Origin of the sequence: Streptomyces olivochromogenes (assembly GCF_021538895.1) — a bacterium.
In the GTDB taxonomy this organism is placed as follows: Bacteria; Actinomycetota; Actinomycetes; order Streptomycetales; family Streptomycetaceae; genus Streptomyces; species Streptomyces olivochromogenes_A.
Map to the genome: position 1 here is coordinate 1 of NZ_JADDRL010000139.1, position 23,485 is coordinate 23,485.

The window sequence follows — 23,485 nt, forward strand, 5'->3', positions numbered from 1 at the left end:
CGCCCGTCAACGCCGGACGCGAACGCAGCCGACCCATGCTCGCGAACCCCGCCTGGCCACGCGTCTTTCCGGGCCGCCCGCTCGCTTCTCACCCGTGCTGGAGCGGCCCTAGTCAAGGGTGGCCCGCAGGGCCATCGCCGAAGGCGACGTGGAGCGACAGCGGAGCGCCCTTTACTCGGGGCGCGGAAGCACGACACTGGCCAAGAAGCGGGCGGCCCCCACGGTCACTCCTCCGACGAACCTCATTGTCAGACCCACCCCTTACAGTCACCGGCATGGCGACTCTTCCCAACCCTCTGCCCCAGCTGGCCGCTGACCCGAGCGGGCGTTCCGTCGGGCTCCAACTCCCGCCCGGGAGGCTGATAGACGCGACGGTCGACGGTGCCTGGTCGGAGCCACTGCTGTGGCATTCGGGCACGCAGGCCACGCCCGGGAACTGGGCTGCGCTGGGCGTGCCGGCCGCGCGGGCCGGACTGCTGCCCGTACTCGTCGACGTGGGCGGCTCACGGGGCGGGCCGGAGCGGTGGGAGCTCAGCCCCGAGGACACCTCGTACCCCGGGGACCACGACGCCGAGGACGTCCTCGCGGAGTACTGGGGGTACGAGGACGATGAAGACGGCGAGGACGGTGAGGACGGTGAGGACGGCGAAGCGTCCGGGGACGGTGAGGAACGCGGCCACGAACTCGAACCGTTCGGGGCCGCCTGGCCCGGTCTCGCGCCCGCCGGCACGCTCACCGTGGAGCCCGGTGCCTGCGCGACACGGCTCGCCGATGCCCTGACCGACGGCTCCCACAGCTGGTCCAGTGACCCGCGCCTGGCCCTCGTCCCGGCCCGCCGTTCCGCGGACATCCCCGCGGCCATCGGCTGGTCCGGCCCGGTCAACCACGAGGACGACGTGGCCCGTCTGTGCGCGGTGCTCCGCTCCTGGGAGGAGCGCTTCGGCATACGGGTCGTCGCGCTCGGCTTCGACACGCTGATCGTCTCCGTGGCCGCCCCGCCGACCACCCTCGCCGACGCCGAGGCGCTGGCGGCGGAGCACTTCGCGTTCTGCCCGGACAACATCACGCAGAGCGGTGTGGGCGACCTGAGCGCCTACGCCAAGGAGCTCGTCGGCGAGCACGCCTGGCACTTCTGGTGGGACTGAGCTCCCGTTCCCGTCCCAGAACGCGTTCCCACGGGGTGACGTTCGAGCAGGTCAGAGGGGTGGAACGGACAGGGGCGTCCCAGATTCCCCGTGAGGGGTGGCGGTGCGGGGAGCCGGGCTTCCAGGCTGGGACCTACCCGGAAGGGAGATCACCGAAGGGAGCCCGTCCATGTCCGCCCGCCCCACCCCCCGCGGCCCGGCCCGTCCACTCGCCGCCGTCGTACTCCTGCTGCTCGCCGCGTCCACCCTCGCGGCGTGCCGGAACGGCGAAGGCGTGCGCGACGAGGGACCGTCCTCCTCGGTCTCCCGGCACGCTCCCGCGACCACCGGCACGCACACTCAGGACTTGGTCGTCCCTTCCTTGACCCATGCCGAGCCGCCGAGCGGGAACTCGTAGGCGGGCCGCCCGTTGTTGCCGCTCGTGCGGAACGGCCTGCCGTGGTCGTCGATCCGCAGCGTGCCGTGGCGCGAGCCGCTGGACCACGTCAGCTCCAGGTACCAACTCACGTCGTACGCCGAGGCGTCGGCCTTGATGTAGTAGACCTCCGGGTCCGACTCGCTCACCTTGAACGGGAAGTTCCGGTGCCCGGCCGCCGGTACGACGGCGGGGCGCGCCGCGTCCAGGGCGACGGTGAAGGAGCGGGTCGGGACGCCACCGCCGCAGCCGACGCCCGGATAGCCCATCGCGTAGTCGTTCCAGGCGAGGGGCGAGCGCTTGTCGCTGCGGACGGTCAGACTCTCGACGACCACGGTCTCCTTGCCGGTGCCCTGCACGGTGAGCGTGACGAACTGCTCCCCCGAGGAGACGGCACCGTGCGCGGCCACCCAGGCCGTCGCGTCGTTCTCGGTCGGCGGCGGGGCGACGTCCGTCGGCGGCCGCTCGATCAAGTAGCGCTGCTCGCAGGGGCTTTCCCAGGTGTAGGGCTGGGTGGCGACGGTGAGCGGCGGCGCGGCGCTCTCGCCGCCCTGGACCTTGCCGTGGGCGCCCGGCTTGTCCCCCTCGCCCGTCGCGGAGCCGGAGGCGGAGGCAGAGGACGAGGGTGAGGCGGATCCGGTGCCCGACGCGGACGGCGAGGCGGTGTGGCCCGGCGCCTTCGCGGAGTGCCCGCCGCCCGGCTTACCGTCCTGCGTCGAGGCGGCCGCGACGGGACCGCCGTGCGCAGCGTCCGAGTCGTCCGACGCGAGGTTGACCGCCAGCGTGACGCCACCGAGCACGGCGGCGACGGCGACACCGGCGACGAGTGCGGTGCGAGTACGGCGACGGCGACGCGTGTCCGTACGGACCGAGGTCACCCGCTCCCCCGGCGCAGTCGCATCCCTAGGTTCCGCCGCCTCCGCCACCGCCTCTGGCTCCGCCGACTCCTGCGGCTCCTCAGGCTCCTGGAGCTCCTCCGACTCCTGCGGCTCCGCCGGCACGGAATTCGCCGGAGCGGCCTCCGCCTTCCGCCCGCGCATCGCGTCCGCCAGCACCCATCGCCGGTGGAGCTCGACCAGTTCCTCGGGGGTGGCCTTGCAGAGCCGGGCCAGCCGTTCCACGGGGGCGTACTCCGCCGGTACGGCGTCCCCGTTGCAGTAGCGGTGCAGGGTCGACGTGCTCATGTGCAGGCGCTTCGAGAGCACCCCGTAGCTGAGCCCCGAACGGTCCTTCAACTCCCGCAGCAGCTCGGCGAAGCCGCCGCCGACAGTGCTGTCCGGCACTGTTCCTCCATCCCCCGTGTCCCACTCCACGTTCCATGGAAGGGCTGTTTCAGCAGGTCAGAGCCCATATAGCCATTCCAGCGTCCCTGATCGGCCGCTGGTTGTGGCAGGCGGGACGGATCGCCCCGCAGGCTCTTGCCATCCAAGCACGACACCACCCAGCGCTCGAAAGAGGACTTGCCATGCGTACCCGCCGAACCCCGCTGCTCGCCGTCACCGGAGTCGCCCTCGCCGCCCTCGCCCTGACGGCGTGCAACGGCGACGACGGGGTCAAGGACGAAGGCGCGTCGCGGTCCTCCGCCACGGCGGCGACGACCACGGGTGGCGACGGCGCCGCGGCACCCACCGACGGCGCCAAGACGGGTTCGGGCTCCACTTCGGGTTCGTCCGGCTCCGCCAGCGGCTCCTCGGGCGCGTCGGGCTCCTCGGGCTCGTCCTCGTCCGGCGGTTCCTCCTCGGGCGGATCGTCCTCGTCGAAGGGCTCCTCGGACCCCTCGGACCCGAAGAACCGCGTCCTGTGCAACGGCTCCGACACCCGGGTCACCGCGCAGCCGGTGTCCCGCCCGCTCAACCACATGCTGATCACGGTCAAGAACACCGGCTCGAAGTACTGCGACCTGACGTACTTCCCCGTCCTGCGCTTCGACGAGATGCAGTGGGTGCCGCAGGCCGACGAGAAGACCCACCCGCAGGCCGTGACGACCCTCGCGCCCGGCGAGTCCGGCTATGCGGCCGTCCTGCTCTCCGCCGCCGACGGCAGCGGAGAGGGCGGCATGACGGGCCACAAGCTGACCGTCGGCTTCCAGGGCAAGACCCCCAACAGCAACGGCGGCGCCGCCGCGACCCCGTCGCTGCCGGCCAAGGGCGTGTACTACGACAGCACCCTGAAGGTCACGTACTGGCAGCAGAGCCGGGACGACATCGCCGGCTGGTGAGGATCGGCCGAACCGCCGAACCGCCGAACCGCCGAACCGCTGAACTACGCCAGCTTCTGGGCCGCTTCGGTGGCCCAGTAGGTGAGGATGTTCCGTGCGCCGGCCCGCTTGATGCCGGTCAGCGTCTCGAAGATGGCCCGGTCGCGGTCGACCCAGCCCTTCTCGGCGGCGGCCTCGACCATCGAGTACTCGCCGGAGATCTGGTAGGCGGCGACGGGCACGTCCACGGCGTCGGCGACCCGGGCCAGGATGTCGAGGTAGGGCCCGGCGGGCTTCACCATCACCATGTCGGCCCCCTCCTCCAGGTCCAGGGCCAGCTCCCGCAGGGACTCGCGCCAGTTGGCCGGGTCCTGCTGGTAGGTCTTCCGGTCGCCCTGGAGCGAGGAGCCGACGGCCTCCCGGAAGGGGCCGTAGAAGGCGGAGGAGTACTTGGCGGTGTAGGCCAGGATGGCGACGTCCTCGCGGCCGATCTGGTCGAGGGCGTCCCGGACGACGCCGATCTGCCCGTCCATCATCCCGCTGGGGCCGACGACATGGGCGCCCGCGTCGGCCTGTACCTGGGCCATCTCGGCGTACCGCTCCAGGGTGGCGTCGTTGTCCACGCGGCCGTGTTCGTCGAGCACCCCGCAGTGCCCGTGATCGGTGGTCTCGTCGAGGCACAGGTCGGACATGACGAGCAGGTCGTCGCCGACCTCGGCGCGCACATCGCGGAGCGCGACCTGGAGGATGCCGTCCGGGTCGGTCCCCGGGGTCCCGAGGGCGTCCTTCTTCGACTCCTCCGGCACCCCGAACAGCATGATCCCGGAGATCCCGGCCGCGACGGCCTCCGCGGCCGCCTTCTTCAGGCTGTCCCGCGTGTGCTGCACGACGCCGGGCATGGCCGAGATCGGCACGGGCTCGCTGACACCCTCGCGGACGAACGCCGGGAGGATGAAGTCGGCGGGGTGCAGCCGCGTCTCGGCGACCATCCGCCGCATGACGGGCGAGGTCCGCAGCCGCCGGGGACGCGTACCGGGAAACGATCCGTACTTCGTCATGCCCCTACGCTACGCCCGGCAAAGGCCCCCTCTTGCCGACGGCATGTCGACCGGCGCCGGCGGGATTCGACGCCGTGGAACATCGGGTCGACCATCGGGCCGGCGTCAGTGGTCCGCCGTGCGGCGCCTGCGCAGGCCCGCCTCCAGCAGCGCGTCCAGCGTCGCCACGCAGACGGCGGGCCACAGGGAGTGGGTGTGCACGCCGGGGGTGCACTCCAGGACCAGGGCGACGGTCAGGAACGTCCTGAACCAGCCGACCGCGTAGTCGACCGCCGTGGCCCGGGGGCCCTCCCCGCCCAGGGTGTTCCGCAGGAGCACCCGGAACGGGAAGAGCACCGCGGAGGAGACGAGCGCGCACGGGGCGGCGAAGAGCACGGCCCAGAAGACCGCCCCCATGCCGTCCAGCTCGATGACGCCGGGAAAGGCCGCCACCGTGGCGAGCACGACGATCAGCAGGAACATGCCCACCGCTCCGGCGGCCATGAGCCCCACACCGGCTCCGGCCACCGCCGCGAGTGTCTTCTGTCCCCTGCCGAGCCCGTCCCACGACACATCGTCGTCCGGCGTCTCGCCGTCCGGCGTCGTGCTGTCCGGCATCGCGTCGTCGCGCATCGCGCCGTCCCCTCGTATCAGACCGCTATGAGCATGATCGCCTTGGCCAGGTCGATCGCGATGTCGTAGGGGACACCCGCCCTGACGAGCGCGATGGCGAGGGCGTGCTCGCCCCAGTTCTCCACCGCGTCGATGGCGTCAGCGATCTTGTGGCTGTTCTTGCCGACGAACTTGGACGTCTTCGGCGAGACCTTGCGCAGGATCTTGCTCAGCCACGAGCCGCCGTGGCGGAAGGCGGCGACGATGAGCTTGCGCACGATCGTGCCCGAGCCGAGGATCCGCGACTGCCGGTGCAGGGCCGTGGGGGCCTTCCCGTCCAGCTGGGCCGCGTACGACTCGAAGAGCCCGATCTCGTCCCGGTCGGCGCCCCCGTCGGCCTTCATACGGGCCACCAGGTCCCGCACGTCGTCCGCCGTGAACGCCAGTTCCCCGGTCGCCGCGTCGGCCGACACGGCGGCGGTGGCCGTCCGGGACTGCAGCGCCAGCGCCGGAGTGGCCGCCGCGCCGCACAGGATCGCGCCCAGGACCACGCCGGTCACGGCGATCCGGCCGCGAGCGGTCCTACGGGTTTCCGAATGAGTCACTTCGTGGGTCACGAAGGATTCCCCCTCAATGGATGGTGAATTGAGCATCGCGCTCACGAAAACGCCTGGTCAGGACGTTCACCTCGGGAGCGACGGTCATGATCATCCAAAGAGTTCGGACGGAATGTCAAAAATATGAGTTTTTCTTGAGGTTGGCCGGAGAGCGGGGAGAACATGAGCCTCGGGCACGGAAAACGCCCCGCCGTCCGATATCGGACGGCGGGGCGTTCGGCAGACGCGAGGTCTGATCAGGTCGTGGAGCGACGCCTGCGGGCGCCCGGTCGGCGCTCGCTCGGGCGGGTCACCGGGTCCCCGGCCTCCAGGGCGGCGGCCCGCCGCTTCAGACCGAAGTCGGCCAGCGCCTCCGCCAGTTTGAGCGCGGACGGCTCCGGAGCCATCACGTCCACCCGCAGACCGTGCTCCTCGGCCGTCTTGGCCGTGGCCGGGCCGATGCACGCGATCACGGTGACGTTGTGCGGCTTGCCCGCGATGCCCACCAGGTTCCGGACCGTGGACGACGACGTGAACAGAACCGCGTCGAAGCCGCCGCCCTTGATCGCCTCCCGCGTCTCCGCCGGCGGCGGCGAGGCGCGCACGGTGCGGTAGGCCGTGACGTCGTCGACCTCCCAGCCCAGCTCGATCAGCCCGGCGACCAGCGTCTCCGTGGCGATGTCGGCCCGCGGCAGGAACACGCGGTCGATCGGGTCGAAGACCGGGTCGTAGGGCGGCCAGTCCTCCAGGAGACCCGCCGCCGACTGCTCCCCGCTCGGCACCAGGTCCGGCTTCACACCGAAGGCGACCAGCGCCTTGGCGGTCTGCTCGCCCACCGCGGCCACCTTGATGCCCGCGAAGGCACGCGCGTCGAGCCCGTACTCCTCGAACTTCTCCCGGACCGCCTTGACCGCGTTGACGGACGTGAACGCGATCCACTCGTACCGTCCGGTCACGAGCCCCTTCACGGCCCGCTCCATCTGCTGGGGCGTCCGCGGCGGCTCGACGGCGATCGTCGGCACCTCGTGCGGCACGGCCCCGTAGGACCGCAGCTGGTCGGAGAGCGACGCCGCCTGCTCCTTCGTACGCGGCACGAGGACCTTCCAGCCGAACAGCGGCTTGGACTCGAACCACGACAACTGGTCGCGCTGGGCGGCGGCGGAACGCTCACCGACCACGGCTATCACGGGCCGGCCGCCCTCCGGGGACGGCAGCACCTTCGCCTGCTTCAGCGTCTGCGCGATCGTGCCGAGGGTCGCCGTCCAGGTGCGCTGCCGGGTCGTCGTACCGGCGACGGTCACCGTCATCGGGGTGTCCGGCTTGCGGCCCGCGGCCACCAGCTCACCGGCGGCCGCGGCCACGGAGTCCAGCGTCGTCGAGACGACGACCGTGCCGTCCGAGGCGCCCACCTCCGTCCAGCACCGGTCCGAGGCGGTACGGGCGTCCACGAACCGGACGTCCGCGCCCTGCGGGTCCCGCAGCGGCACACCGGCGTACGCGGGCACACCGACCGCGGAGGCGATACCCGGAACGACCTCGAAGGACACTCCGGCGGCGGCGCAGGCGAGCATTTCTCCGGCCGCGTACGTATCTAGTCCGGGGTCCCCGGACACGGCACGCACGACCCGCCTGCCGCCCCGTGCGGCCTCCATGACAAGATGAGCGGCATCCCGCGGTGACGGGATGCCAGCGGCTGTTGACGCGCCGTCAACAACCGCTAGTTGAGGCGTGCTCGTGCCCGGATACGTATCCGAGGAAGGATCCGTGTCCGTCGGCACGACGGAGACGCCGTGCCTGGCGTGAGCGCGGATCACGTCGAGCACGTCGTGCTCGGCGACGAGAACGTCCGCGTTCGCCAGCGCCTCCACAGCGCGCAGAGTCAGCAGTCCCGGATCCCCGGGTCCGGCACCGAGGAAGGTGACGTGCCCGTGTTCGAGGCCGGAGGGAAGGGTGGTGGGGCTCAATGTGCTCGCTCCCCCATCAGACCGGCCGCGCCCTGGGCAAGCATCTCGGTGGCGAGTTCGCGACCGAGCTCCATTGCCTGGCCGTACGTCTCAGGCACGGGACCGGTGGTGGACAGCTGCACCGTGCGGGATCCGTCGGTCGTGCCGACTATGCCCCGCAGGCGCATTTCCTTGACAATCTGCCCGTCGGCCTGGGGGTCCCCCCGCTCGAGCGGAGCCGAGAGTGGGGGAAGGTCGGCCAGCGCGCCCACGGGGGCGCTGCAGCCGGCCTCCAGGGCGGCGAGCAGTGATCGCTCGGCGGTCACGGCGGCCCGGGTGTACGGGTCGTCGAGTTCGCCGAGCGCCGCGATCAGGTCCGCGTTGCCCGCGGCACATTCGATCGCCAGAGCCCCCTGGCCGGGGGCGGGCAAAACCGTGTCGACCGACAGGAAGTCGGTCACCTCGTCGATGCGGCCGATCCGGTTGAGGCCGGCGGCGGCCAGCACGACCGCGTCCAGCTTGCCGTCCCGCACCAGTGCGATGCGGGTGTCGACGTTGCCCCGGATCGGGACCGTCTCGATGTCCAGCCCGTGGGTGCGCGCATACGCGTTCAGCTGCGCCATGCGGCGCGGCGAACCCGTACCGATGCGGGCGCCCCGCGGGAGGTCCGTGAACTTCAGCGCGTCCCGGGCGACGATCACGTCACGCGGGTCCTCGCGCTCGGGAATGGCGGCCAGCGCCAGTTCCGCGGGCTGCCCGGTCGGGAGGTCCTTCAGCGAGTGAACCGCGAAGTCGACCTCCCCCCGCAGCAGCGCGTCACGCAGTGCCGTGACGAACACACCCGTGCCGCCGATCTGCGCGAGGTGCTCACGGGACGTGTCGCCGTACGTGGTGATCTCGACCAGCTCGACGGGCCGCCCGGTCACCCGGCTCACGGCGTCCGCCACTTGCCCGGACTGGGCCATGGCGAGTTTGCTCCGCCTGGTCCCGAGCCTCAGTGCCTTGTTACTCATGCCGGCCCTCGGTTCTTGCCGTTCTTCTCAGACTCGTGGTCGGCCCGGGAGACGGCGGCCACCGTCTCGGGGTCGAGGTCGAACAGGGTGCGCAGCGCGTCCGCGTACCCGGCACCGCCGGGCTCGGCGGCGAGCTGCTTGACCCGGACGGTCGGCGCGTGCAGCAGCTTGTCGACGACCCGGTGCACCGCCTGCCGGATCTCGCCGCGCTGCCGTTCGTCCAGGTCGGGGAGCCGCCCGTCGAGGCGCGCGATCTCCCCGGCGACGACGTCGGCGGCCATGGTGCGCAGCGCGACCACGGTCGGCGTGATGTGCGCCGCCCGCTGCGCCGCGCCGAAGGCCGCGACCTCGTCGGAGACGATACGCCGGACCTGGTCGACGTCGGAGGCCATCGGCGCGTCCGCGGAGGCTTCCGCCAGCGACTCGATGTCCACCAGCCGCACGCCGGCGAGCCGGTGCACGGCCGCGTCGATGTCGCGGGGCATGGCGAGGTCGAGCAGGAAGAGGGCGGGCGCGGGGCGCGGGATCTCGGCGACCGGCTCGGGCCTGCGGCGCTCGGGGACGCGGCCGATGACGGCCACGGCGGCGGCGAGCGCGGCGATGGCCTCGGCGTCGTCGGCCGGGTCGAGCGTGCTGACGGCACCCGCGCCGTCACCGGCGCGCTGGGACCGGCCCAGGGACTCGGCGTTGTCCACCCAGGCCGCGTGCTGTTCCAGGTCGGCGGCGGCCATCCCGGCGACGGCGGCCTCGCCGTGCACGGAGAAACCGGCCGTGGCCTGCACGGCGGACAGGTCGAGCGGGCAGCCGTCCTCGGTGCCGAGCGTGGTGGGCGGCAGCGTCGCGGGGCGGAGGTCCGCCGGGTGCGCGGCCGTACGTCCGGTGCCGTCGACGCCGGTGACCGGGTCGCCGGTGCGGCCCTTCACGGCCTCGGCGACCGACTCCGCGGTGAGGACCAGGCCCGTCGCCCCGGTGCAGGACACGGCGATGTCGGCACGTGTCAGCTCGAACGGCACCGCGTCCATCGGTACCGCGCGGGCCGCCACGTCCGTGTCGGTGCCCTCGGCGAGGATCTGGGCGAGGCGCTCGGCGCGCTCGAAGGTGCGGTTGGCGACGACGATCTCGCAAACGCCGGCGCGCGCGAGCGTCGCGGCGGCCAGCGAGGACATCGAGCCGGCGCCGATGACCAGGGCCTTCTTGCCCTTGGCCCAGTCCGGTACGTCCGCGCCCGCGGCCAGCTGCTCCAGGCCGAAGGTGACGAGGGACTGTCCGGCGCGGTCGATCCCGGTCTCGGAGTGGGCGCGCTTGCCCACTCTGAGGGACTGCTGGAACAGGTCGTTCATCAGCCGGCCGGCGGTGTGCAGGTCCTGCGCCCGGGCCAGGGAGTCCTTGATCTGACCGAGGATCTGGCCCTCGCCGACGACCATCGAGTCCAGGCCGCAGGCCACCGAGAAGAGGTGGTGGACGGCCCGGTCCTCGTAGTGCACGTAGAGGTAGGGGGTGAGCTCCTCCAGGCCGACGCCGCTGTGCCGGGCGAGCAGCGTGGAGAGCTCGGCGACACCGGCGTGGAACTTGTCCACGTCGGCGTACAGCTCGATGCGGTTGCAGGTGGCGAGGACCGCGGCCTCGGTGGCCGGTTCGGCGGCGACCGTGTCCTGGAGCAGCTTGACCTGCGGGTCCGCGGGGAGCGCGGCCCGTTCGAGGACGCTGACCGGGGCGCTGCGGTGACTCAGCCCGACGACGAGGAGACTCATGCCGGCATCACGGCGGGGACGTCCCCGTCGGGTCCCTGGTCGGCGGAGTCCTTGCGGGCGGCGGCGGCCGGGGGCCCGCCGTCCGAGGCGGCCTCCTCGCCGGCCTTGCGCTGCTCGTGGAAGGCGAGGATCTGCAGCTCGATGGAGAGGTCGACCTTGCGCACGTCGACGCCGTCCGGGACGGACAGCACGGTCGGCGCGAAGTTCAGGATGGAGGTGACACCGGCGGCGACCAGGCGGTCGCAGACCTGCTGGGCGGCACCGGCCGGGGTCGCGATCACGCCGATCGACACGCCGTTGTCCTCGATGATCCGCTCGAGGTCGTCGGTGTGCTGGACCGGCATGCCGGCGACGGGCTTGCCCTTCATCGCCGGGTCCGCGTCGATGAGCGCGGCGACCCTGAAGCCACGGGAGGCGAAGCCGCCGTAGTTGGCGAGGGCCGCGCCGAGGTTACCGATACCGACGATCACAACCGGCCAGTCCTGGGTCAGACCGAGCTCGCGGGAGATCTGGTAGACGAGATACTCGACGTCGTAGCCAACACCGCGCGTTCCGTAGGAACCCAGGTAGGAGAAGTCCTTGCGCAGCTTGGCGGAGTTGACCCCCGCCGCCGCGGCCAGCTCCTCGGAGGAGACCGTGGGTACCGAGCGCTCCGACAGTGCGGTCAGGGCTCGGAGGTACAGCGGAAGCCTGGCGACGGTGGCCTCGGGAATCCCTCGGCTACGGGTCGCCGGTCGGTGAGTTCGGCCAGTTGCCACGGTGCTCCTGCGGGTAGAGCGGGGCTGCAGGCGGTCACACGTACCTAGACCGCCCCGTCGAATGCAGGCTATGTCTTTGTGAACGCGTGCACAAAGATGGTGTCCGTTTTGCCCGGCCAACGTGACCGGGGTCACGCGCTTCTCTCCAGGGGGCAAAACCGCACACTTCCTCGCCATTCCCGCCCCCAAGACCAAGTCGCCGTCGATCCTAGGCGACTCTCGGGGCGCTTTGTACTAGTCGGTCAGTGCCTTGCGCAGGCGCTGTTCGTTCACGCGCCAGAAGGTGTGCTGTTCACCGTCGATCAGGACGACCGGAATCTGCTCCCAGTACTGGTCGTGGAGTTGCCGGTCCTCGGTGATGTCCTTCTGCTCCCAGGTCACTCCGAGATCACCGCACACCTTCCCCACCACGAGTTGTGCGTCATCACACAGATGGCAGCCGGGCTTGCGGACGAGCGTGACGAGCCGGTCCCGGGGGGCCGGGGCGTTCCTGCGGAAGAGAGGACTCATGTCGGCCATTGTCCCGCTCGTTTAACGACCCGGTCGCGGAGAGTTCACAGGCTTCCAACCTCTCGACTCCGGAAGCACCGAACAAACTGGCTATGCTCACGCCATGGCCGCTCTCGGATGGCTCACTCCCCGTAGGCGCTCCGCCACGGCGCGGAGCGTGTTGGCAGGCGAGGCCTCGGCGGAGGCAGCGCGCAAGTCCTCGCAGGACCTCACCGACGTCACGGACGTCACCGCAGAGGAACCGGACTTCCCGGTCCTCGGCGACGACCAGGCCGCCGCCTTCTTCGACCTGGACAACACCGTGATGCAGGGCGCCGCCCTGTTCCACTTCGGCCGGGGCCTGTACAAGCGGAAGTTCTTCGAGACCCGCGACCTGGCCAGGTTCGCCTGGCAGCAGGCGTGGTTCCGGCTGGCCGGGGTCGAGGACCCCGAGCACATGCAGGACGCGCGCGACTCCGCGCTGTCGATCGTCAAGGGCCACCGGGTGGCCGAGCTGCAGTCGATCGGCGAGGAGATCTACGACGAGTACATGGCCGAGCGCATCTGGCCGGGCACCCGGGCGCTGGCCCAGGCCCACCTGGACGCGGGCCAGCGGGTGTGGCTGGTCACGGCGGCGCCGGTGGAGATCGCCACGGTGATCGCGCGCCGGCTGGGCCTGACGGGCGCCCTGGGCACGGTCGCCGAGTCGGTCGACGGCGTGTACACGGGCAAGCTGGTCGGCGAGCCGCTGCACGGCCCCGCGAAGGCGGAGGCGGTGCGCGCCCTGGCCGCGGCCGAGGGCCTGGACCTGACCCGCTGTGCCGCCTACAGCGACTCCCACAACGACATCCCGATGCTGTCCCTGGTCGGCCACCCGTACGCGATCAACCCGGACAGCAAGCTGCGCAAGCACGCCCGCGAGAAGGACTGGCGGCTGCGCGACTACCGCACCGGGCGCAAGGCGGCCAAGGTGGGCATTCCGGCGGCGGCCGGCGTCGGCGCGGTGGCCGGCGGCACGGCGGCGGCGATCGCGCTGCACCGACGCCGTCGCTGACGTACGGGCGACGCTCGAACGACTTCCCCAACCGGGAGGCACCCGATTCTGCCTCCCGGCACTCAACACGCCCCCCAGTTCGATGGAACCCGTACCGTTCCGGTCAACATCCGTTCATTTAACGGCACTTGATCAGGCGTCAATCGGTTACGGAAGCGACGTAATCGATGATTTGAGCAACTGGGTGTAGCAGTGCCTGCACGAAGCGTTATTCTCCTGGGACGCAATCCGGTACCTGGCCGTCGCCACGACGGGTGAAAGGTTCCGCACTGCACGTGATGGAAGCTCTGCCTCTGGGAGTCCCGTGTACCCACACGTCGGGGTTGACGCCTCGGGCCTGGCTACGCTGCGCGCAATGGTCGCGACGGTCCAGCAACTGTTGCGCGGCTACGTCCCCACCGCGTACGCCGTCCCCGCATTCGCCGCCGCACCCGTCGGTCCGTGCTACGCACTGGCCGACGGCGGTGCCGCGGTGGGCAGACGGGGACGCTCCTCCGGCACGGCGGCCACCGCGCGCCGCCCGGCCGCCGACAGCGACAGCGCCCGGATGATGGATCTCGTGGAGCGCGCCCAGGCCGGCGAGGCCGAGGCCTTCGGCCGCCTCTACGACCAGTACAGCGACACCGTGTACCGCTACATCTACTACCGCGTCGGCGGCCGGGCGACCGCCGAGGACCTCACCAGTGAGACGTTCCTGCGCGCCCTGCGCCGCATCGGCACCTTCACCTGGCAGGGCCGCGACTTCGGCGCCTGGCTGGTCACCATCGCCCGCAACCTCGTCGCCGACCACTTCAAGTCGAGCCGCTTCCGGCTGGAAGTGACCACCGGCGAGATGCTCGACGCCAACGAGGTCGAGCGCTCCCCGGAGGACTCCGTCCTGGAGTCGCTCTCCAACGCCGCGCTGCTCGACGCCGTGCGCCGGCTCAACCCCCAGCAGCAGGAGTGCGTGACGCTCCGCTTCCTCCAGGGCCTGTCCGTCGCCGAGACGGCCCGTGTGATGGGCAAGAACGAGGGCGCCATCAAGACCCTCCAGTACCGGGCCGTGCGCACCCTCGCGCGGCTCCTCCCGGACGACGCGCGCTGACCCCTGCGCCGCGCCACCACCCCGTCGCCGGCGGGCCGCGACGGACGGCCACGCTGCGCGATATCCAACTCACGCTCCGTTAACGCCTGTTGACTTTCCGAACCCGCCATCCGCAGTCCGTAACCCAAGTGCCGCGCCAGTCGTTGTGCGGGATACAGGCTCCCTGTGGTCACGTCCTGGCCCACCCTGATCACCCGATCGTGTGGAAGTGGTCGAGGGCGTGCAACCCTCAGGACCCCCTGGGGAGTCGACCGTCATGACGAGAGGAGGTGCCGCCAGTGATCGCGAACGTATCGGCGCACCGGCGGGCGAACGCCTTCGCCCAGGCCCTGGAGGAGCTGCCCGACCGTGAAACGGCGGCCGAGCAGCCCGAAGGATCGGCCCCGGCCGGCGCGGAACGGACCGAGCAGGGCGCGCTGTTGGCGCTCACCGCGGGTCTGGCCGCACTGCCCAAACCGGCGCTCGACCCGGAGGTCAAGGTCGTCCAGCGGGCCCAGCTCGTGGCCGCGATGGAGGCCATGCTGCAGGAGGGCACCCTGGGCGAGGCGGCGGATCCTTCGGTGCCCGAGCAACGGACCCATCGGGCCCGGGGCGCTCACCGGGCGAGCCCGCTGGGGAAGTTGCGACCGCGTTCACGGCTGACCAAGAGCCTCGCCGCCGGCGGGCTCAGCGTCGGGGTGGCCGCCGGGGCCTTCGGCGGAGTGGCCGCCGCGAGTTCCGACGCCCTGCCCGGCGACTCGCTGTACGGCCTCAAGCGCGGCATCGAGGACTTCAAGCTCAACTACATGTCCGACGGGGAGGGCGAGCGCGGCCAGGGCTTCCTCGACCAGGCGTCGACCCGGCTGAGCGAGGCACGGCGGCTGATGGAGCGTGATCGGGGCGGTCAGCTCGATCACGAGTCGATCGGCGAGATCCGCCGCACCCTGTCCGGCATGCAGCACGACGTCTCCGAGGGCCACCGCCTGCTGCACGCCGCCTATGAGCGCGACCCCGACTCCCTGGGCCCCATCCAGGCGCTGTCCAGCTTCACGCAGACCCACCGCGCGTCCTGGAGCAAGCTCCGCGAGCGGCTGCCCGTGCAGCTCACGGACGTCAGCGACCAGGTCTCGTCGGTGTTCGACGCCATAGACCAAGAGGTCGGCCCGCTCCAGTCGCTGCTCCCGCAGCCGCCCGCCCAGGGCGGCGACGGAAAGCGGCAGGACCCCGGTTCGGCGTCCACCGGTTCGTCCGGCAGCCATCACCGGTCGGCCGAGCCGTCCACCAGCAGCGGCTCCGCGTCGGGTACGCACTCCAGCAGCGGCAGCCCGAGCGGCTCGGCGTCCGACAGCGAGCGGGACGGCGGCCTGCTCGGCGGCAGCACGGGCGGTCTGCTCGACCCGCCGAAGAACAGCGGCAGCGCGTCCCCGTCCACCAGCGCGCCGCCCAGCGTGCCGGACGTGACGCTCCCGCCGCTCCTGCCGGGCCTGCTGCCCGGCCTGGGCATCGACAGCGACGAAGCGCCCTAGACCGCACGGATACGCCAGTGGGGCGCCCCTCCTCGGAGGGGCGCCCCACTGGCGTATTCGACTTTCGGAGAACTCAGCAGAACTCAGCGGAACTCAGCAGGACGAAGAACTCAGAAGAACACCGACCGCCGCTGGACCAGCAGCTTGTAGAGCGTGTGCTGGATCTGTTCGCGGACCTGGTCGGTCAGGTTGAACATCAGCATCGGGTCCTCGGCCGCCTCCGGCGGATAGCCGTCCGTCGGGATCGGCTCACCGAACTGGATCGTCCACTTCGTCGGCAGCGGGACCGCGCCGAGCGGACCCAGCCACGGGAAGGTGGGCGTCAGCGGGAAGTACGGGAAACCCAGCAGTCGGGCCAGGGTCTTGGCGTTGCCGATCATCGGGTAGATCTCCTCGGCCCCGACGATCGAGCAGGGGATGATCGGCGCGCCCTGGCGCAGCGCCGTGGAGACGAAACCGCCCCGGCCGAAGCGCTGGAGCTTGTAGCGCTCGCCGAAGGGCTTCCCGATGCCCTTGAAGCCCTCCGGCATCACCCCGACCAGCTCGCCCGCCGCGAGGAGCCGCTCGGCGTCCTCCGCGCAGGCCAGGGTGTGCCCCAGCTTGCGGGCCAGCTCGTTGACCACCGGCAGCACGAAGACCAGGTCGGCGGCGAGCAGCCGCAGATGACGGCCCGCCGGGTGATGGTCGTGCACGGCGACCTGCATCATCAGGCCGTCCAGCGGCAGCGTCCCGGAGTGGTTGGCGACGATCAGCGCGCCGCCCTCGTCCGGGATGTTGTGCAGGCCCTTCACCTCGACCCGGAAGTACTTCTCGTACACCGGGCGCAGCAGCGACATCAGGACCTGGTCGGTGAGCTCCTCGTCGTACCCGAAGTCGTCGACCTCGTAGTCCCCGGTCAGCCGGCGCCGCAGAAAGGCGAGGCCGCTCGCGACGCGCTTCTCCAGTCCCCCGTCGTCCCGCGGCTGCTGCGGCGGCTCTTCCTCACGCGTCACGGGAACATCATCCTGCGAGATCGCCCTGCCGGGCAGGGGCTGGACCTCGCGGACCAGTGCGGGCTCGCCGCCCTTGCGCCGGCTTCCCGCGCTCCGGCGCCGCGGCGGCCGCTGCACGGCGCTCCCGCGGGTCCGGTCGTCATCGAACGGAATGACCTTGGCGTCCGCCATCGTTGATGCGCTCCTCAGTTGGCGCTCTGCGTCGGGAGGTGGCCGCTGCCCCTCAGGGACAGCGCGGCGATCCGGTCGACGGCCCCGCCCAGGGCCTCCGGCGGCAGCAGCCCGGGACCCTGGCTGCGAGCGAAGTCCGCGAACGTTTCTGCGGTCGTGTACTTCGGCTTGAAACCGAGCGTCTCGCGCATCTGGTCCGTCGATACGACCCTGCCGTGCGTGAGCAGTCGGATCTGCTCGGGCGAGAAGTCCGACACGCCCAGCGTACGGACCAGGGAACCGGCCCAGGTGACCGCGGGCAGCAGCAGCGGCACCGTGGGGCGGCCCAGGCGCCGGGAGCACTGCGAGAGCAGCAGGACGCCGTCTCCGGCGATGTTGAAGGTGCCGCTGTTGAGCGTGCCCCGCTCCGGCTCGTGCGAGGCGATCCGCAGCACCTCGATCACGTCGTCCTCGTGCACGAACTGCAGCCGCGGGTCGTAGCCGAACACGGTCGGCAGGACGGGCAGTGAGAAGTAGGCGGTGAGGGGCGTGTCCGCGTTCGGGCCGAGGATGTTGGCGAACCGCAGCACGCACACGGCGACGTCCGGGCGGCGCCGGGCGAAGCCCCGCACATATCCCTCGACCTCGACGGTGTCCTTCGCGAACCCGCCGCTGGGCAGCGACTTGGGCGGGGTGGTCTCGGTGAAGACGGCCGGGTCGCGGGGCGCGGACCCGTACACGTTCGTACTGGACTTGATGACCAGCCGTTTGACGGTGGGGGACTTCTGGCAGGCCCCCAGCAGCTGCATGGTGCCGATGACGTTGGTCTCCTTGACCGTGGCCCGGCTGCCGCTGCCCAGCGGGGTGCCGGTCACGTCCATGTGGACGACGGTGTCGGCGGCCGTCTCGGCGAGCACGCGCGCGATGGTGGGCTGCCGGATGTCGGTCTGGATGAAGTCCGCCCCGCCGAGATGGTGCTCGGGCGGCACCGCGTCCACGCCGACGACCCGGTCCACCTGTGGGTCACGCTGGATCCGCCGGACGAACCGGCCCCCGAGCTGGCGGGCCACTCCGGTCACGAGCACGACCTTGCCCAAGATCAGCGCCTTCCTTCCGTTTCCCGTGTGCGGGCCAACTTAGCGGGTTGATGTTGCGCTGTGATGACCACCCGATGCGCGAAGTGACGGGAACAGGTGTATTGGAATATGCGTGTGGCCCCCCACCGTACTGGTGGGGGGCCACACTCAAGCTCTCGCTACGTCGAGCCGTACTACTTCTTGTTACGGCGCTGGACGCGCGTGCGCTTGAGCAGCTTGCGGTGCTTCTTCTTGGCCATCCGCTTGCGCCGCTTCTTGATAACAGAGCCCACGACTACCCTCGCTCACTTCTCATCACTCGGTGCTGGGCGCCATGGGCCCACACGACCTACGAGGGGCTAGCCTACCCGCCCGAGCGCTGAGGTCGTAATCGAGGTGCTCCGGGGTGAATTCCCGGGGCCGCCGTCAGGCCGTCTCCACCCCCACATAGCTCTCGCGGAGGTACTCGTGTACCGCTTGCTCCGGGACGCGGAACGAACGCCCGACCCGGATCGCGGGCAGATGACCGCTGTGCACCAACCGGTACACGGTCATCTTCGACACTCGCATCACCGAGGCGACCTCCGCCACGGTAAGGAACTGAACCTCGTTCAGAGGCCTCTCGCCAGCTGCAGCCATGACACACCTGAACCTTCCGCACTCGACGGCCACCGGCTTCCCCTTCCGGTGACTCTTCGTCGTTGCGTGCTCACTCCCCAATGTAGGGGCGTGTGATGCGAGTGGGGAAGAGGTGCACCCATCGGCGGCCTACTGTGACAGACACGCTCGATTGAGTACGTAGCGGGTAAGCGGGCGGTAGTAATCGGACCGCACGGCGTCATCAAGTGGAACGACGACGGACACGGCCCCCTCGGCCTCGCCCACGAAGAGCGCGGGGTCGTCCGTATCGGCCAGGCCAATGGCCTCGAACCCCAGCTGACCTGCTCCGCAGACCCAGCCGTGATCGCCGACGACCAGCTCGGGCAGCGGCCCGCCGGCCTCGGCCGCCGCGGCGAGCGCGGTACGAACCGGCAGTGGTGAATGCGTGTGTGCGCCGGGCTCACAACCGGGGCGTTCAGCGGCGGGGTCTCTTACGAGGGCAACACCTTGTACGTAATCAAGGTTGTACGTGCGTAGGCCGAACCGGGTCGTTATGTCGACACAGCGACCCTGCGCCGGGGTGAGGACGTCACATCCCGCCGCCGACAAGGCGTCTGCCAGGCCGGCGTAGAACCCGAGCAGGCGGTGCGGGTGCCCGGTGCCGAACAGCACGGGGGCGCCACGCCGGGCCGCGGCCGCGAGCCGGGCCGCGAAGGCGTCCAGCCCGGCCAGGGTCCGCTCCGGGTCGATCACATCCTGCCCGGTTCTTTGTGCAGGATCGGCCGAAACCCCACACCTCTTTGCCATCAGTCCGATCAATTCCCGCTCATCCCAAGACCATTCGGGATCGATCCCCAGGAGCACGCGGGGATCGCGAGCGGCGAAGAGCCGATAGCTCCGCAGGCTCTCCTCCCGCGAGGTGGCCACCGGCCCGGCGAGCCGGGCGGCCAGCAGATGCGCGCGGAGTCCTGCGGTGCTCACCACGGGTGCGATGGTGACGGACCGGGACCGCGGCCGTGGCACGAACGGGAGAACACCGCACGGTTGGCGTAACGGTTCGCTTCGGGGCCCGACATGATCCAAACGAGAGGCCCTAGGCCAGCAGCCCGCGCAGGGGGAACACCGCTCGGCGAGTCGCCCGTACCGCCTGGTCCAGGCGGTCGGCCGGGTCGTACCCGGACTCCCAGTCGGACCAGGACAGGGGCCAGCGCCCGTCGGTCATCCGCTGCGGCGCCAACTGCCGGGTGCGGGCATAGACTTCCTGCCGCCAGCCCTCGGGGATCACCGTCTCGGGCGCGACCTCCCGCCCGGCCGCGATGCCCACCAGGTGCGTCCAGGACCGGGGCACGACCTCGACGACCGCGTACCCGCCGCCGCCCAGCGCCACCCACCTGCCGTCCGCGTGCTCGTGTGCGAGCTCGTGGCAGGCCACCTGTACGGCCCGCTGCGCGTCCAGCGACACGGCCAGGTGCGCCAGCGGATCCTCGAAGTGCGTGTCGGCCCCGTGCTGCGTCACCAGCACCTGCGGCCGGAAGTCGGCGAGCAGCTCGGGCACCACCGCGTGGAACGCCCGCAGCCACCCCGCGTCCCCGGTCCCGGCCGGCAGCGCCAGATTCACCGCCGAACCCTCCGCCTGGGCCGCCCCGGTCTCCTCCGGCCAGCCGGTCTGCGGGAACAACGTACGCGGATGCTCGTGCAGCGAGATCGTCAGAACCCGCGGATCCTCCCAGAACGCCGCCTGCACACCGTCCCCGTGATGCACGTCGACGTCCACGTAGGCCACCCGCTCGGCCCCGAGCTCCAGCAGCCGCGCGATCGCCAGGGCCGCGTCGTTGTAGATGCAGAAACCCGACGCGCCCGCCGGCATCGCGTGGTGCAGCCCGCCCGCGAAGTTCACCGCGTGCGCCACGTCCCCGCGCCACACCGCCTCGGCCGCCCCCACCGACTGCCCCGCGATCAGCGCGGAGACCTCGTGCATCCCGGCGAACGCGGGATCGTCGATCGTGCCCAGCCCGTACGCCCCGGTCGCCGACCCGGGATCCGCCGACGCGGCCTTCACGGCCTCGATGTAGTCCTCCCGGTGCACCAGCCGCAGGGTGGAGTCCCCGGCGGGCTTCGCCGCGACGACCTCCACCTCGCGGTCGAGCCCCAGTGCTCCGACCAGACTCCGGGTCAGCGCAAGCCGCACCGGATCCATCGGATGGTCCGAGCCGAAGTCATATCCCGTTACTGCTTCGTCCCACATCAGCTGTGCGCGGCCGCTCATGCCCGCCACCGTATCGGTCCGGTTGAGCCGCGAACGACCGGGCGTACCCCAAGGTCACCAGCACCAACACCATCGGCACGAGCATGGCCCCGCGGTAGCTCCAGGCGTCCCCCAGCGCCCCCACCAACGGCGAACCGATCAGGAAACCCACGTAATTGAAGATGTTGAGCCGCGCGATCGCCGCGTCCGAGGCCCCGGGGAACAACCGCCCGGCCGCCGCGAACGTCTGCGGCACCAGCACGCACAGCCCCAGACCCAGCAGGGTGAACCCGAGCATCCCCACCCACGCGTCCGGCGCCAGGGACACCACCGCGAACCCGAGCGCCGCCACCAGCGCCCCCAGCCGCACCACCGCGGCGGCACCGAACCGCCGTACCCCGAAGTCCCCGAGGGTCCGCCCGGCCAGCGTGGTCACCATGTACACGTTGTACGGCACCGTCGCCAGCTGCTCCGAACTCCCCAGCACGTCCTTCAGGTACTTCGCGCTCCAGTTGGAGACGGTCGAGTCCCCGATGTAGGCGAAGGTCATCACGAGACACAGCGGCAGCAGCAGCTTGAAGACCACGCCCCCGCCGCTGCTCCCGCTCCCGCCTTCCGTCGCGGCCTCCTCGGCGGGCGCCGGCTTCCCGTCGACGTACCACCGGCTGCCCACGAGCGCCGCGGGCAGCAGCACCGCCACCACCGGCAGGTACGACACCCACAGCGCCAGATGCCAGTGCGCCCCGGCCCAGGCAAGCGAGGCCCCCACGATCCCGCCCAGGCTGTTCACGGCATGGAAGCTCAGCATGATGCTGCGCCCGTACGATCGTTGCAGGCTCACCCCGAGCATGTTCATCGAGGCGTCCAGCGCGCCGACGGCGAGCCCGAAGGCGGCCAGCGCCACCCCCAGCTCGGTCATGTCCCTGCCCGCCCCGACCCCGAGCAGCGCCAGCAGCACCACCGGCTGGGACCAGCGCAGCAGCCGGCTGGGCCGTATTCGCTTCACCAGCTGCTCGGTCGTCACGCTGCCGACACCGGCAAGGATCGGCACGGCGGCCAGGAAGAGCGGCAGCAGCGCGTCGGAGACGCCGTACCGGTCCTGGATGGCCGGGATGCGCGTCACCAGCAGCGCGAAGGTGGCGCCTTGAGCGAAGAAGCTGAACGCCAGCGAGGCCCTACCGCGCCGCAGTACATCTGTCATGGCGGCGAGCGTAGGGCCCCGGCGTACTGGTGGGTAGATCAAGCCAAAGATGAATTTCCCTCAGCTTTACCTGTCGTCATCAGGCGGCGACGTCAACCTCGTTCTTCACGGCCTCGCTCTTGGCCACCTCGGCCTCGACCTCGGCGGCCAGCAGCTGCTCCATCGGCGCGACGGCCAGGCCGCCGCTGACCACGAACGCGATCCCCAGCGCACCGATCATGATCACGGTGCCGAGCCACACCATGGTGTCCACGGAGACGGTGTACGCACCCACGACCCGCACGACGCACTCGGCGAGCAGCACCACACCCCAGACCACGGAGAACGCCCGCTCCTTGCGCAGGAAGTCCGCCGAACCGGCCGCACCACCCGCCACCAGCCGCTCCCAGGCGGCCTCCTTGGCCGCGTCCCCCTTCACCAGGAAGGGCTTCATGCCCGCGGTCATCATCGGCCGCCCGAGCGCCACGGAGACCAGGATCCCGATGCCGACGGTGCTGCTGACGGCGCTGTCCTTGGCGAGCATCAACCGCGGGTCACCAGAGACGAAACTGAGCAGCAGCGAGACGACGTTGACCACCAGGATGAGCGCGGCCAGCCCGTTGGCCTGCCGCTCCTTCACCAGGCCCCACACGGTCCGCAGGGCCGGCACCACGCTGCTCCAGGCGAGCGCCGCGAAGGTGCTCATGCCGAGGGCGTCCTTGAAGAGGTAGTACGAGCCGAGCGGCACCGCCACGTCCACGAGCAGCGGCTTGAAGTTGTCCAGCACGCTCGGGTTCTTCTTCTCGTCGGCGGTCCGGCCCTGGGTCCCCGTGTTCTTCGTCATGCCCTCAGCTTCGCCGCCGGCCGGGGTCCGCCAGTAGAACCGATCGTCCAGAGGTCCGCATGACAAATGTCAGCCCCGCCCCGGTGGCTCGGGTCATACCAGCAGGTCAGCCAACTCACCCATGTCGGCGAACAGTTGGTTCGCGCCCGTGAGCCGCTCCGCCGGCGTCATCGCGGTGAACCCGTACACGTCCATCCCGGCCGCCATGGCCGCCTGCACGCCCAGCGGGCTGTCCTCCACGACCGCACACCGCTCCGGGGCCACACCCATCCGCTCGGCCGCGTACAGGAAGAGATCGGGCTCCGGCTTGCCGCGCCCCACGTCCTGCGAGCTGAAGATCCGGTCCTCCTCGAACCACCGGTCCAGCCCGGTCGTCCGGTGCCCCACCCGAATCCGCTCATGACTCCCCGAGGAGGCCACGCAGTACGGCACCCCGTCCGCGGCCAGCTTCTCCAGCACGTCCGCGACGCCGGCCACGGGCTTCAACTCCCGCTCGAACGCGGCGAACACACGTGAGTGAAACGTGTCGTCGAAGTCGTCGGGCAGCCGCCGACCGCTCCGCTCCAGGACGAGCTCATGGATCCGGTGCATCGCCGACCCCATGTAGTCCCGGATGGAGTCCTCGTACGACGTCGGATGCCCCAACTCGGTGAGATAGGCGGCCAGCAGCCGGTTGGAGATCGGCTCGCTGTCGACGAGGACACCGTCGTTGTCGAAGATGATCAGGTCGTATCGCATACCTCGACCCTAAAGGACCCGGAACGCAGAAAACCCCCGCATCTTTCGATGCGGGGGTTTC

Annotated in this window: 23 protein-coding genes; 5 read left to right on the forward strand and 18 right to left on the reverse strand. The window is 70.9% G+C overall.

Translation table 11 applies throughout. The features are described from left to right. The first annotated feature begins 275 nt into the window (after nt 1-275). Nucleotides 276-1,145: a DUF4253 domain-containing protein gene (locus tag IPZ69_RS40640; protein WP_235459780.1), complete on the forward strand. Its 870-nt coding sequence runs from the start codon at nt 276-278 to the stop codon at nt 1,143-1,145. A 339-nt stretch (nt 1,146-1,484) separates the two neighbouring features. Here IPZ69_RS40640 and IPZ69_RS40645 read toward each other — a convergent pair whose 3' ends face one another. Next, entirely contained in the window at nt 1,485-2,843 is a 1,359-nt protein-coding gene (locus tag IPZ69_RS40645; protein WP_235459781.1) for a helix-turn-helix domain-containing protein, read from the reverse strand. Nucleotides 2,844-3,025: 182 nt separating this feature from the next. Between IPZ69_RS40645 and IPZ69_RS40650 the strand changes: the two genes are divergently transcribed. Continuing rightward, a complete protein-coding gene (locus tag IPZ69_RS40650; RefSeq protein WP_235459782.1) occupies nt 3,026-3,778 on the forward strand; it encodes a DUF4232 domain-containing protein in 753 nt (250 codons plus the stop codon). 44 nt (nt 3,779-3,822) lie between these two features. Here the strand turns inward: IPZ69_RS40650 and hemB are convergent, their stop codons facing one another. From hemB to IPZ69_RS40690, 8 genes are all read right to left on the reverse strand, one after another. Continuing rightward, the gene (hemB, locus tag IPZ69_RS40655) at nt 3,823-4,815 is read right to left on the reverse strand and encodes a porphobilinogen synthase (protein ID WP_235459783.1); all 993 of its coding nucleotides are present in this window, start codon (nt 4,813-4,815) and stop codon (nt 3,823-3,825) included. A 105-nt stretch (nt 4,816-4,920) separates the two neighbouring features. Beyond that, nucleotides 4,921-5,427 carry a hypothetical protein gene (locus IPZ69_RS40660; protein WP_235459784.1) on the reverse strand — a complete coding sequence of 169 codons (507 nt, stop codon included), beginning with the start codon at nt 5,425-5,427 and terminating at the stop codon, nt 4,921-4,923. 17 nt (nt 5,428-5,444) lie between these two features. Then, on the reverse strand, nt 5,445-6,023 hold the full coding sequence (locus IPZ69_RS40665) for a hypothetical protein (RefSeq protein ID WP_235459785.1): 579 nt from the start codon (nt 6,021-6,023) through the stop codon (nt 5,445-5,447). Between the two features lie 236 nt (nt 6,024-6,259). Continuing rightward, nucleotides 6,260-7,966, reverse strand: a complete 1,707-nt coding sequence (locus tag IPZ69_RS40670) for a bifunctional uroporphyrinogen-III C-methyltransferase/uroporphyrinogen-III synthase (RefSeq protein ID WP_235459786.1) — start codon at nt 7,964-7,966, stop codon at nt 6,260-6,262. Continuing rightward, nucleotides 7,963-8,958: a hydroxymethylbilane synthase gene (hemC, locus tag IPZ69_RS40675; RefSeq protein WP_235459787.1), complete on the reverse strand. Its 996-nt coding sequence runs from the start codon at nt 8,956-8,958 to the stop codon at nt 7,963-7,965. The genes IPZ69_RS40670 and hemC overlap by 4 nt, the downstream gene beginning before the upstream one ends. After that, entirely contained in the window at nt 8,955-10,709 is a 1,755-nt protein-coding gene (locus tag IPZ69_RS40680; protein WP_235459788.1) for a glutamyl-tRNA reductase, read from the reverse strand. The genes hemC and IPZ69_RS40680 overlap by 4 nt, the downstream gene beginning before the upstream one ends. After that, complete coding sequence (locus tag IPZ69_RS40685; RefSeq protein ID WP_235459789.1) at nt 10,706-11,467, reverse strand: redox-sensing transcriptional repressor Rex; 762 nt, start codon at nt 11,465-11,467, stop codon at nt 10,706-10,708. The genes IPZ69_RS40680 and IPZ69_RS40685 overlap by 4 nt, the downstream gene beginning before the upstream one ends. A gap of 234 nt (nt 11,468-11,701) precedes the next feature. Further along, the gene (locus IPZ69_RS40690) at nt 11,702-11,977 is read right to left on the reverse strand and encodes a glutaredoxin family protein (protein WP_235459790.1); all 276 of its coding nucleotides are present in this window, start codon (nt 11,975-11,977) and stop codon (nt 11,702-11,704) included. Nucleotides 11,978-12,080: 103 nt separating this feature from the next. Here IPZ69_RS40690 and IPZ69_RS40695 point away from each other — a divergent pair, with 103 nt between their 5' ends. The 3 genes from IPZ69_RS40695 to IPZ69_RS40705 all read left to right on the forward strand — a co-directional run bounded on the left by IPZ69_RS40695 (nt 12,081) and on the right by IPZ69_RS40705 (nt 15,599). Further along, a complete protein-coding gene (locus IPZ69_RS40695) occupies nt 12,081-13,010 on the forward strand; it encodes an HAD family hydrolase (RefSeq protein WP_235459791.1) in 930 nt (309 codons plus the stop codon). Nucleotides 13,011-13,314: 304 nt separating this feature from the next. After that, complete coding sequence (locus IPZ69_RS40700) at nt 13,315-14,094, forward strand: ECF subfamily RNA polymerase sigma factor, BldN family (RefSeq protein ID WP_235459792.1); 780 nt, start codon at nt 13,315-13,317, stop codon at nt 14,092-14,094. 278 nt (nt 14,095-14,372) lie between these two features. Then, nucleotides 14,373-15,599, forward strand: coding sequence for a DUF5667 domain-containing protein (locus IPZ69_RS40705; RefSeq protein WP_235459793.1), 1,227 nt, complete (start codon nt 14,373-14,375; stop codon nt 15,597-15,599). A 110-nt stretch (nt 15,600-15,709) separates the two neighbouring features. Here IPZ69_RS40705 and IPZ69_RS40710 read toward each other — a convergent pair whose 3' ends face one another. The 9 genes from IPZ69_RS40710 to IPZ69_RS40750 all read right to left on the reverse strand — a co-directional run bounded on the left by IPZ69_RS40710 (nt 15,710) and on the right by IPZ69_RS40750 (nt 23,424). Beyond that, on the reverse strand, nt 15,710-16,762 hold the full coding sequence (locus tag IPZ69_RS40710; protein WP_235459794.1) for a lysophospholipid acyltransferase family protein: 1,053 nt from the start codon (nt 16,760-16,762) through the stop codon (nt 15,710-15,712). A 14-nt stretch (nt 16,763-16,776) separates the two neighbouring features. Continuing rightward, the gene (locus IPZ69_RS40715) at nt 16,777-17,838 is read right to left on the reverse strand and encodes an NAD-dependent epimerase/dehydratase family protein (RefSeq protein ID WP_235459795.1); all 1,062 of its coding nucleotides are present in this window, start codon (nt 17,836-17,838) and stop codon (nt 16,777-16,779) included. 173 nt (nt 17,839-18,011) lie between these two features. Next, nucleotides 18,012-18,110 carry a 30S ribosomal protein bS22 gene (locus IPZ69_RS40720; RefSeq protein WP_003948845.1) on the reverse strand — a complete coding sequence of 33 codons (99 nt, stop codon included), beginning with the start codon at nt 18,108-18,110 and terminating at the stop codon, nt 18,012-18,014. A 133-nt stretch (nt 18,111-18,243) separates the two neighbouring features. Continuing rightward, nucleotides 18,244-18,456 (reverse strand): helix-turn-helix domain-containing protein, encoded by a 213-nt coding sequence (locus tag IPZ69_RS40725; RefSeq protein ID WP_004984898.1) that lies wholly within the window; start codon nt 18,454-18,456, stop codon nt 18,244-18,246. Between the two features lie 129 nt (nt 18,457-18,585). Further along, nucleotides 18,586-19,401 (reverse strand): phosphatase, encoded by an 816-nt coding sequence (locus IPZ69_RS40730; protein ID WP_235459796.1) that lies wholly within the window; start codon nt 19,399-19,401, stop codon nt 18,586-18,588. Between the two features lie 109 nt (nt 19,402-19,510). After that, nucleotides 19,511-20,683, reverse strand: a complete 1,173-nt coding sequence (locus IPZ69_RS40735) for an acetoin utilization protein AcuC (RefSeq protein ID WP_235459797.1) — start codon at nt 20,681-20,683, stop codon at nt 19,511-19,513. Beyond that, nucleotides 20,634-21,863 (reverse strand): MFS transporter, encoded by a 1,230-nt coding sequence (locus IPZ69_RS40740; RefSeq protein ID WP_235459798.1) that lies wholly within the window; start codon nt 21,861-21,863, stop codon nt 20,634-20,636. The genes IPZ69_RS40735 and IPZ69_RS40740 overlap by 50 nt, the downstream gene beginning before the upstream one ends. A gap of 79 nt (nt 21,864-21,942) precedes the next feature. Next, on the reverse strand, nt 21,943-22,686 hold the full coding sequence (locus IPZ69_RS40745) for a VC0807 family protein (protein WP_235459799.1): 744 nt from the start codon (nt 22,684-22,686) through the stop codon (nt 21,943-21,945). Nucleotides 22,687-22,779: 93 nt separating this feature from the next. After that, nucleotides 22,780-23,424 carry an HAD family hydrolase gene (locus IPZ69_RS40750; RefSeq protein ID WP_235459800.1) on the reverse strand — a complete coding sequence of 215 codons (645 nt, stop codon included), beginning with the start codon at nt 23,422-23,424 and terminating at the stop codon, nt 22,780-22,782. Nucleotides 23,425-23,485 lie beyond the last annotated feature (61 nt).